At 71.3% G+C, this 9,736-nt stretch carries 10 protein-coding genes; 6 read left to right on the top strand and 4 right to left on the bottom strand.

Features of this window, described 5'->3' with window-relative positions; translation table 11 throughout:
• Positions 1-61: 61 nt before the first annotated feature.
• From STRIP9103_RS00525 to STRIP9103_RS00520, 3 genes are all read right to left on the bottom strand, one after another.
• On the bottom strand, positions 62-1,171 hold the full coding sequence (locus STRIP9103_RS00525) for an AAA family ATPase (protein ID WP_009293462.1): 1,110 nt from the start codon (positions 1,169-1,171) through the stop codon (positions 62-64).
• A gap of 132 nt (positions 1,172-1,303) precedes the next feature.
• Entirely contained in the window at positions 1,304-1,408 is a 105-nt protein-coding gene (locus STRIP9103_RS51065) for a DUF397 domain-containing protein (RefSeq protein WP_234022073.1), read from the bottom strand.
• Positions 1,368-2,324: a helix-turn-helix domain-containing protein gene (locus tag STRIP9103_RS00520; RefSeq protein WP_009293456.1), complete on the bottom strand. Its 957-nt coding sequence runs from the start codon at positions 2,322-2,324 to the stop codon at positions 1,368-1,370. The genes STRIP9103_RS51065 and STRIP9103_RS00520 overlap by 41 nt, the downstream gene beginning before the upstream one ends.
• Before the next feature lie 122 nt (positions 2,325-2,446).
• On the opposite strand from STRIP9103_RS00520, the gene STRIP9103_RS45705 reads away from it, so the two are divergent.
• From STRIP9103_RS45705 to STRIP9103_RS00495, 5 genes are all read left to right on the top strand, one after another.
• Complete coding sequence (locus STRIP9103_RS45705) at positions 2,447-2,656, top strand: hypothetical protein (RefSeq protein WP_009293461.1); 210 nt, start codon at positions 2,447-2,449, stop codon at positions 2,654-2,656.
• On the top strand, positions 2,653-3,102 hold the full coding sequence (locus STRIP9103_RS45700; RefSeq protein WP_009293459.1) for a DUF7848 domain-containing protein: 450 nt from the start codon (positions 2,653-2,655) through the stop codon (positions 3,100-3,102). The genes STRIP9103_RS45705 and STRIP9103_RS45700 overlap by 4 nt, the downstream gene beginning before the upstream one ends.
• A gap of 180 nt (positions 3,103-3,282) precedes the next feature.
• A complete protein-coding gene (locus STRIP9103_RS00505; protein WP_048819447.1) occupies positions 3,283-4,920 on the top strand; it encodes an IS200/IS605 family accessory protein TnpB-related protein in 1,638 nt (545 codons plus the stop codon).
• Complete coding sequence (locus tag STRIP9103_RS49680; RefSeq protein ID WP_234022072.1) at positions 4,914-7,031, top strand: sensor histidine kinase; 2,118 nt, start codon at positions 4,914-4,916, stop codon at positions 7,029-7,031. The genes STRIP9103_RS00505 and STRIP9103_RS49680 overlap by 7 nt, the downstream gene beginning before the upstream one ends.
• Positions 7,028-7,735: a response regulator transcription factor gene (locus STRIP9103_RS00495; RefSeq protein WP_199790499.1), complete on the top strand. Its 708-nt coding sequence runs from the start codon at positions 7,028-7,030 to the stop codon at positions 7,733-7,735. The genes STRIP9103_RS49680 and STRIP9103_RS00495 overlap by 4 nt, the downstream gene beginning before the upstream one ends.
• Positions 7,736-7,751: 16 nt before the next feature.
• Here STRIP9103_RS00495 and STRIP9103_RS00490 read toward each other — a convergent pair whose 3' ends face one another.
• On the bottom strand, positions 7,752-8,129 hold the full coding sequence (locus STRIP9103_RS00490) for a response regulator (protein WP_009293453.1): 378 nt from the start codon (positions 8,127-8,129) through the stop codon (positions 7,752-7,754).
• Positions 8,130-8,316: 187 nt separating this feature from the next.
• Between STRIP9103_RS00490 and STRIP9103_RS45115 the strand changes: the two genes are divergently transcribed.
• Positions 8,317-9,657 (top strand): PASTA domain-containing protein, encoded by a 1,341-nt coding sequence (locus tag STRIP9103_RS45115; protein ID WP_009293455.1) that lies wholly within the window; start codon positions 8,317-8,319, stop codon positions 9,655-9,657.
• Positions 9,658-9,736: the final 79 nt, after the last annotated feature.

The following is a 9,736-nucleotide window of genomic DNA, read 5'->3' as shown; positions in this document are numbered from 1 at the left end:
CCTTCGGTGTACATCAAGAGCACCGACGACTACATGGGCACCGTCGTCACATCCAAGGCGATCACCGAGCGGGCGATCGTGGACAAGGCGGGGCAGACACCATAGGGGTTCGAGGGCGGGGGAGGGGGAGGGCGAGGGGGACGAGCAGGGCCCGGGAGGAGGGTGTGCTGCCCGGGGTCCAGGGGATGTCGCGGATCACCTCGGGGAGGGTGCGGCGCTCGGCGTTGCGCAGGGCCGGGTGGGCGTCGCCACGCAGGGCGGCGAAGAACGACACCCGGTCCGGTATGCCGTCCGCGCGGTCCCTCAGTACGCACTCCATCAGTCGGCGCCCGGCGTCCTCCTGCACGTTGTCGACCAGGACCACCGGCCGCCCGGCCCGGTGCGCGCGCCGCACGACTCCCGCGTACGCGTCGTCCAGGTCCGCCAGCAGCGCCCGTACGAGCTGTCGCTCGGCGTACGTGCGCGGCGCGCCGCCGTCCGCCCGGAAGTGCCCGGCGAGCAGGACGAGTCCGCGCTTGGGGCTGCCGCCCGTCCTCGGGTGGCGGCCGTACCAGACCGCGCCTTTCCGCAGCCGCCGGTGCGCGGACGACATGCCCTCGGTGAACGCCTCCAGGGCCGCCTCGATGATCGGCTCGATCACGACCCGATCGACCACCTCGGGCTCGACCACCTGCGGTTCGGCCACCGGCCCCACGCCGGACATCGACGCCGTCAGCCTCGCCGCCACCTTGCCCGCCCATCGGCCGGTCGTCGGCCACGACCCCGTGTCGCTCAGCGCGAGTATCCGCTCGGCCTCCTCCCGGACCCTCGGCAGGTCCCGGCCGCCCCAACCGCCCGCCGCGACGGCCAACAACCCGCACGCCAGCCTCGGGAACGGGATCCGTCCGACGTTCCCCACCGGCTCCGCCAGTTGCTCCGCCACCGCCAACAGCGCCTGGTACGTCGGCGACCACGCCTCCGCCGGCCGGGCTCGCGGCGGCCGGCGGAACTGCGTCTCCTCGCCATCGATCAGCGCCACGGGTGTACGACCCCGGTACGCCGCCCACAGCTCGCGCAGCACCGCGCTCTTGCCGAGACCCCGGGCGCCCGTGAGCACCACGAAGGGTTCTTCTCCGGCCCTGCGGTGCCCGTACGCCGTGGACAGCGTGGCCGCCGCTGTTGTCGTTGTCATAGCTGTTCTGCGTATCAACAACTGGGCGGCGAGGGGCGGTTGGTTCGGAGTAGGGCGGATGATGTTCGCTCGGTTACGAACGCTGGCCCGCTGGAGCGAGTATCGGTTCGCTTTCCGACCGGGTGGTGAAGTTCATCCCTTGACGGCCGCGACGAACGAGGCCCAGGCGGAGCGGTTGAGGACCAGCACCGGTCCGTCAGGGTTCTTGCTGTCGCGGACGGGGACGACGTTGGGGATAGCGGGGGCGATTTCGATGCAGTTGCCGCCGTTGTCGCCGCTGTAGCTGCTCTTGATCCAGATCGCCGCGCTCAGCTCGTACCTGTGCATGATGCTCGTACCCCTTCATCACATCGCTGATCAGAGCGGCGGACTCACGGGCTGACGGAATGTCCGCCCTGAGCACATCATAGGTCCGGCTATAACGGGCGTAGGCCGTCGGTTCGTTGTTGAAGTGGCTACGGTCCAGTGACTCCGAGTAGATCCATCGTTCGTCGGGCAGTTCGATCAGGGACATGGACTGCCTGGGGCGATTGAGCTCGAATAGGTTCGCCGGAGCTACTTGGATACGGATGTTGGGGCGCTGCCCGACGCTCAGCAAGTGCGCGCACTGGTCGCGCATGACTTCCGGGCTCCCCACTCCGTAACGGAGGCAACTCTCATCCAGGATCACGACGTACAGCGGGCCATCGTCGGACAAGAAACGCGGCTGGCGACTCATTCGGGCCCGGACGCGCTGCTCCACCTCATCGCCCGTCGAGGATCGGGAGAAGAGCGCGCGAGCGTAGTCCGGCGTCTGCAACAGGCCGGGGATGTATTGCTCCTGGTACTCCCGCAGCCCAACAGCCACCGCCTCCATCTCGACCCGGCGCTCGAACCAATCCGGATGCTGGACCGCCGGATACCAGTCGATCTTGGCCCACATCCGGGTCAACACCCCACCCGTCTCCAGCACTTCATCGCACCGCTTCGCGAACTGCTCGCTCGGGACCCTCGTTCCCGCCTCGATCTTCGCCACCTGCGAGCGGTCGCACGGGATCTCCCTCGCCAGCGCCTCCTGCGTCAGCAGCGCCGCTTCGCGGTAGTGGCGTAGCACCTCGCCGAAGAGCCCCGCGCTACCGGCCCCGCCGACCCCCTCCGCGTTCCGCCTCGTCACAGACGTCCCCCTCGTTCGTTTCCGTGGCAAAGGCCCAGTGCCACACGTCTCGCGTTGAATGCGACCGTTCCCCTCGGCAACGCTGGTTACACCCAGAGTTACAACAGGGCTGTGGAGTGCACGTGGAACCAGAAGGACAGCTCGTCTACGACCCCCATACGCGGCGGATCGGCGAGTACCGGGACCGGGTCGGGCCTTACGCGATGCTGCGTCCGGTGGGTGGTGGCCGGGAGTGGGAGGCGGATCCGGCGGCCCTCAGACCGGCGACACAGTCGGAGCGGATCGGGGCAGAGCTCAAGGCGGCCAACCGCCGTGCGAAGAGGAGGATGTGACGTTGCGTCAACCTGAGGCTCTGAACCGTCCACCCGTTCCGGTACCGGGTTGTGAGACGTGCGCGGAGTTGGCCGTACGGCGTGAAGAGGCACTCGCCCGTTACGACCGCAGCGCGGAGACCGACGCCAACGTCCTGCTCCGCCACCATCAGCGGCGCGACCACGCCGGAGCCGTCGGATCGGACGGGGGTGCCCGTCCCTCCCGTGCGCGCCGTGTCTTCCGTTACGTGCCGTACGTGATCGCGCAGGATCAGACGGCGTTGCCGGAGTACGAGGCGCGCTGTGTGTCCGGGGACGAGGTCGAGTGCGGGGCCGTATCCGGTGTGCACCACGACCCGGCGGGTGTGGAGGAGTGGCAGCGCAAACACACGCAGGAGACGCGCCACCTCCGCTACCGTCGCACCTTCGGGGACTACGCGGTGCTCGAACCGCTGGAGGGGTTGTGAACAGGTGGCGGTCGACGGCACAGGAGCGTGTTCTGGTGCGTAGGAGTGAGTCTCTGGGTAGCAGCAGGCGCACTCACGAGGAAGGGAACGGAAGTTCTCACCTCGAATGTGTGACCTTCTCCGGTGGTGGTCGTTGGGTGTGGTGACGGATTTGTGCGGCACCGGGGTGGGGGTGGCGGGGTGGGCGGGCTGCGGGAGGTGGCGGCGCCGTTCGTGGTGCCCGGCCCCACGGGGGTCGCGGTCCGTACCCGGCTCAAGAATCTGACCGCCCAGGACGAGAAGGTGCTGCGCCTGGTCGGTGACCACCTTGGCTCGCTGGCCTCCCGTGATCTGAAGGCGCGGTGTACGGCCGGGCTGGACCACGGCAGTGAGCAGTGGGCGCAGCGCAAGCGTGTCCTCACGCAGGAGTCCTCCTCGCGCTGGGCGGGCAGCATCACGAAGGCCACCCATGATCAGTGGGCCCTGGCGCGGCGCGGTCAGCTCGCCCACATCCACAGCCTCGAAGCCGGGGTCAGGACGATCACGCACCGACTCTCCCTGCCCATGGGCAAGAAAGGCGGCAAACGCGCTCCGGGTGGCTACCACAGCAGGCAGGAGTGGTTCGCCAAGTCCCGCCGCATGCATCTGCTCGAAGACCGGCTTCAGGTGGCGCGGGCCGACCGGGATGCCGGGGTCGTACACGTGGTGCGCGGCGGGAAACAGCTGCTGACCACCCGCCACCACCTGGATGCCGCCCGGCTCACCGAGGAGCAGTGGCGCCGGCGGTGGCAGGCCGGGCGCCGCTTCCTGCAGGCGGACGGGGAGTCCGGCAAGCGGTTCGGCAACGAGACCATCCGCGTCACTCCCGGCGGCGAGGTGTCGCTCAAGCTGCCCGCGCCGCTGGCGCATCTGGCGAACGCCCCGCACGGCCGGTACGTCCTCACCGCCCGCGTCGGGTTCGCGCACCGGGGCGAGCAGTGGGCCGACCGCGTCACCGCCAACCGGGCCGTCGCGTACCGCATCCACGAAGACGCGGGCCGGGGCCGCTGGTACCTGACCGCATCCTGGACCATCCCCCCGGCCCCGGCCGTGCCGCTGGCGGCGGCCCGCGCAGGTGGTCTGGTCGGGGTGGACACCAACGCCGACCACCTGGCCGCCTGGCGCCTCGATGCCCACGGCAATCCCGTCGGCGCACCACGCCGCTTCGACTACGACCTCACCGGCAATGCCGCCCACCGCGACGCCCAGATCCGCCACGCCCTCATCCGCCTGCTCCACTGGGCCAAGCGCCACGGCCTGGCGATCGCGGTCGAGGACCTCGACTTCGCCGCGGAGAAGACCCGCGAGAAGCACGGCCGCAAGAAGCGCTTCCGCAACCTCATCTCCGGCCTGCCCGTCGGCAGGCTGCGGGCCCGCCTGGCGAGCATGGCGGCCGAACTCGGCATCCCGGTCATCGCCGTCGACCCCGCCTACACCTCCCGGTGGGGCGCCCAGCACTGGCAGAAACCACTGACAAGCAAGAATAGGAAGACCACACGCCATCATGCGGCAGCGGTGGCGATCGGAAGACGCGCCCTGGGGCACCCGGTCCGGCGACGGACGGCACCGCCCCCTGCTCACCGGAGTGATGAGCAGGGGCATCGGACCGTCCAGGCCCGACCGGCGGCCCCGGGGCGTGAGGGAACCCGCCCCCGCATCCCCGGACCACGGACACGATCCATGCGCGCCGGACGCGGAGCGAAAGCGGGCGACCAGTGTGCCCAGCACCGTTCGGGGCACGCGGCTGAGCACGGGTCCTGGCAACAGGACTCACTCCCGCTCAGTCTCCAGGAATGGTGAGTCCTCGGCGTTCTCGGCGTACCGCTGTCGCGCTGGCCGGGGTCGGCGCGGTCTTCGGGGCGTTCGTGCTGGTGCTCGTGGCGGACGACCGGCATGCGGACTCGACCTCGACCGTGTTCTCGGGGGCGGTCGGCGGGCTCTATCTCGGGGCCGGACTGGCGGCGCGGTGGCGGCGGCCGGACAACGCGGTGGGGTTGCTGATGCTGCTCGTGGGGATCGGGTGGTTCGCCGAGGATCTGCAGATATCGACCGATCCGGCCGTGCACACCGTGGGACTGTTCCTGCGGTCCGCCTCCAGCGGCTTCCTCATCCCGTTGCTGCTGGTGTTCCCGGACGGGCGGCTGCGCTCCCGGCACGACGGGGAGGACGGGGAGGAGGGGGAGGGCGGGGAGACGGGGCCGCCTGTGGTCGCCGTGGTCGACCGGCGGGCGCATCCGGTGGCGGCGCCTGTGGTTGACCGGCGGGCGCATCCCGTCACGGCGGCCGTGGTCGACCGGACCCTGGTGGCGGCGGGCTGCGCGGTGGCCTTCGTCCTCGTACCGGTCAGCGTGTTCTTCCACGCGTCCGTGACGCCCAACCTGCTGCTTCTGCACCCCGTGCGGGATCTGCACGAGGTGGTCGAGGCGGTGCAGTTCGTGATGAGCGGGGCGGTCGTGGCCGTCCTCGTCTGGCGCTGGGCGACCGCCACGCCACCGGCCCGCCGGGCGCTCGCCCCGCTGCTCGTCGTCGGCGTCGTGGGCGCCCTCGCCTCCGGGCTCGACGGGGCGTTCGGCTCGGCGAGCGAGTCGTCCCACCCCCCGCTGATCACGGTCGCGCATCTGACGGTCCTGCTGCTGCCGCTGACCTTCCTCGCCGGTGTGTGGCGGGTACGGCTCGGTCGTACGGCCGTCGCGGAACTGCTGCGCCGGATGCCGCTCGCCTCGCGGGCCGAGCTGCGCGAAGCGCTGGCCAAGGCGCTCGGTGACCGCTCGCTCCAGGTGGGGTTCCCCGCGCCCGACGGCACCGGTTACGTCGACGTCGAGGGCCGGCCGCTGTCCGTGCCGCCGGGGCGGCAGGCCACCGACCTGGAGCGCGACGGCCGCCGGGTCGGTGTCCTCGTCCACGATCCCGCGCTGCGCGAGGACCGGTACGTCCTGGAGGCCGTCGTCTCCGCCGCCGCGCTGGAACTCGACAACCAGGCCCTCGTCGCCGAGCTGCGCGAGTCGCGTCGCCGCGTCATCGAGGCCGGGGACGAGCAACGGCGCGAGGTGGAGCGCGCGTTGCACGACGGCGCCCAGCAGAAGTTCATCAACCTGGGGCTTCGACTGCGGCTCGCGCGGCGGAGAGTGGACGCGTGGGAGGCGGGCGGTGCGTCCGGCGGTTCGGTGGGGGGCGTCCCTGGTGGTGGGGCGGGTGCCGTCGAGTTGGCCGGGATGCTCGACGACGCGCTCGCCATGCTGGAACAGGGGCACGCCGAGCTTCGTGTGGCCGCGCGGGGAATCCACCCGGTGGTCCTGAGCGAGGCCGGGCTCGTACCCGCCCTGCGCTCCCTCGCCTCCGACCTGCCCCTGACCGTCGACATCCACGCCGCCGGACTCCCGCCCCTCCCCGAGCCGATCGAACTCACCGCGTACTACGTGGTGAAGGAGGCGATCAGCAATGTGCTCCGGCACGCGGACGCGGAGACGGTTCGGGTGGAGCTGCGGTGCGAGGACGGGGCGCTGCGCCTCAGCGTCACCGATGACGGGGTGGGCGGCGCGGACCCGGCCGGCGGCGGCACGGGGTTGCTGGGACTGCGGCACCGGGTGACGGCGTACGACGGTGAACTCTCCGTACGCGGCGGCCCCGACGGCGGCACGGTCGTGGCCGTGACACTGCCGACGGGTGGGGAACGGAAGCCGCCGGACGAGGACGGACGAGACGGGTCCCTGGATCAGGGCGGGCGAGATGGGCTGTTGGACCGGGGTGGGCGAGACGGGCTGTTGGACCGGGGTGGGCGAGACGGGCTGTTGGACCGGGGTGGGCGAGACGGGCTGTTGGACCGGGGTGGGCGAGATGGGCCGTTGGATCAGGGTGGACGAGAAGAGCCGTTGGACCAAGGTGGACGAGAAGAGAGGGGGGAGCCGGGATGAGTGCCGAGCTGATGTCCGGGGTGCCCGGTCGGGCCCTGCGGATCGTGCTGGCCGATGACGACCCGGTGTATCTGCTGGGGCTGGCGGCCATCCTGGAGGGCGAGGGCCACGAGATCGTCGCGCGGGCCAAGGACGCGCGGGAGTTGCGGGACGCGATCCCGGACACCCTCCCCGACCTCGCCGTCGTCGACATCCGGATGCCTCCCACCCACCGGCTGGACGGTCTGGAGGCGGCGGTCGACATCCGTCGCGCCCATCCACCCGTCGGCATCCTGCTGCTGTCCAAGTACGTCGAGCCGACCCATCTACGACCGCTGCTGGAGGCCGGTGCCGAGCCGCACGCCGGGGGCGTCGGCTACCAGCTCAAGTGGCGGGTCACCGGGCCGGACTTCGTCACCGACGTCGTCCAGCGCGTCGCCGTGGGCCGGTACGCCATCGACGAGGAGATCCAACGCGCCCTCTACAGCAGCCCCCGCAAACGCGAACGCCTCGCGGGCCTCACCGAGCAGCACCGCAAGGTCCTCCACCTCATGGCCGAGGGGCTCTCCAACTCCGCCATCGGCGCCAAGCTCTCCGTCAACCGCAAGACCGTCGAGCACTACGTCAACATCATCTTCGCCCAGCTCGGTCTGCCGCCGGACGACAAGAAGGAGTACGACCGCCGGGTGCGGGCGGTGCTGATGTACCTGGACTCGGAGGGGTGACTTCTGGGCGAGCTGGTCAGCCGGGTTCCAGCAGTCGGGCCAGTTCGGCTGCCGACAGGCGCTCCTTCGCCAGATAGCCCACCGCCGGGGAGCGGGCGATCCGTTCCCCGAACTGTTCCGCCTCGCGGGCCGAGCAGAGGACGACCGCCGTGGCCGGGGCCAGCCGGTGCAGCGCCCGGCAGACGGCGAAGCCGTCCCTGAACCCCTCCTCGTACGGCAGCCCGATGTCCAGCAGCACGGCATCCGGCCGCTCCGCGGCCACGGCGGCGAGCGCGGCGGTCCCCGAACCCGCCTCGGTGGCCGTGAAGTCGCCGTCGACCTCCAGCAACGCGCGTGCGACGGCCCGGAAACCGGGGTCGTCGTCGACGATCAGCACGGTGCGGGGCATGCCCATGGGCTCATGGTCACCGTGACGGCGGCCCGCGGCCATGGTGTGCGCACGGGGATTTCCGGGCGCGCGGACCCATGTCGGCACGGGGGTTTCCCGGCGCGTGCGACCCGTGCCGACACCATGGGCACGCCCCCGGCGCGCGCCCAGACTGGCCTGACCGGTCGGAACTGGAAGAGCCCGGGGGACGGACATGAAACGCATACGGGGGACAGGGCGAGGGCGTACGGCTCTCGCGGCAGGGCGAGGGCGTACGGCTGTCGCGGCAGGGGGCGGGCGGGGCGCCGTCTCGCTCCTGGTCATCGTGATCGTCATCGGACTGATGACGACGGGGTGCTCTCTCATCGGCAGGGTCGCGGTACGGGCCGTGGCCCGGGGCGTGCCCTCCGCGGCCCCCTTCTTCAGGCAGGCGCTCGCGCTCGGCACGGACATCGCCATCGACCGCGCGCTGTCGGGGCGCGGTGGGGAGAAGGACGGCGGCGAGGCCGGACTGTACGGGGGGACGACGAATCCCCTGCAGTGCGACAAGGGCAAGCTCGTCGAGTTCCTGCGGAAGCCGGAGAACCGCCGCAAGGCGGAGCAGTGGGCCGAGGTCAAGGGCCTCGGCGGCGTCGACGAGATCGCCGGCTACGTGGAGAAGCTGACGCCCGTGCTGCTGCGCGGCGACACCCTCGTCAAGAACCACGACTACAAGAAGGGCAAGGCGAAACCCTTCGACGCCCTGCTGGAGGCGGGTATCGCCATCCTCGTCGACGCGCTCGGGGAGCCCGCCGTGCAGTGCAGCTGCGGCAACCCGCTGAGCGCCTTCGACCACGACATCGACGAGGCCGACGTCAAGTTCGACGGCCGCAACAAGAAGTGGTCGTCGTACGACAAGAAGAAGGTGGCCAAGGTCAAGCCGGTGGCGGAGGAGGACGAGGTCGAGGAGTACAAGCTCGTCAACGTCGAGAAACCGACCACAGGGCTGGCCCGGGAGACCGGCACGGACGGCAGCGAGGACGAGGTGCTGCCGGAGGCGCCGACCGACGATGTGCTGGTGGGGTCGTCCACCCCGACCGACGTTCCCACGTCCGACCCGTCGGACACGCTCACCGGGGAACCGACGCCGACGGGGACCCTCCCCGAGGAGGTGCCCGACGTCCAGGGACAACTCGCCGAGGACGCACGGTCGTTCCTGGAGAGCCAGGGCTTCCGGGTGACGATCCTCGACGAGGTCACGGGCACGGCCGCCCCGCCCGGCACGATCGTCCGCCAGACGCCGGAGGCGTACTCGCCGACTCCCGAGGACGGCGCGGTGACGCTGATCATGGAGGCGGTCGTAGCCCCACCGACCGACCCGACCGTGACCGACAGGCCGACGGACGACAGCGGGGGCGTGGACGGCGGCATGGACGGGGGGCTCGACGGGGGGCTCGACGGGGGTCTCGACGGAGGCGGGGACGGTGGAGGGGACGCCGGCGGCGTCGGCGAGGACGCCGGTGGCGCGGATGCCGGTGGCACGGACGCCGGGACGTTCGGCTCCGGCGGTATGTGACCCCGGGGGCGGGACGGGACGGGGCGACCGGGCCCGGATCGGTGGAGGGGAACCATCCGGGCCATGGCGCGGGGGACGG

Source organism: Streptomyces ipomoeae 91-03 (assembly GCF_000317595.1).
GTDB lineage: Bacteria > Actinomycetota > Actinomycetes > Streptomycetales > Streptomycetaceae > Streptomyces > Streptomyces ipomoeae.
The sequence above is the reverse complement of the archived record's forward strand: the minus strand, read 5'-3'. Positions and strand labels throughout refer to the sequence as shown.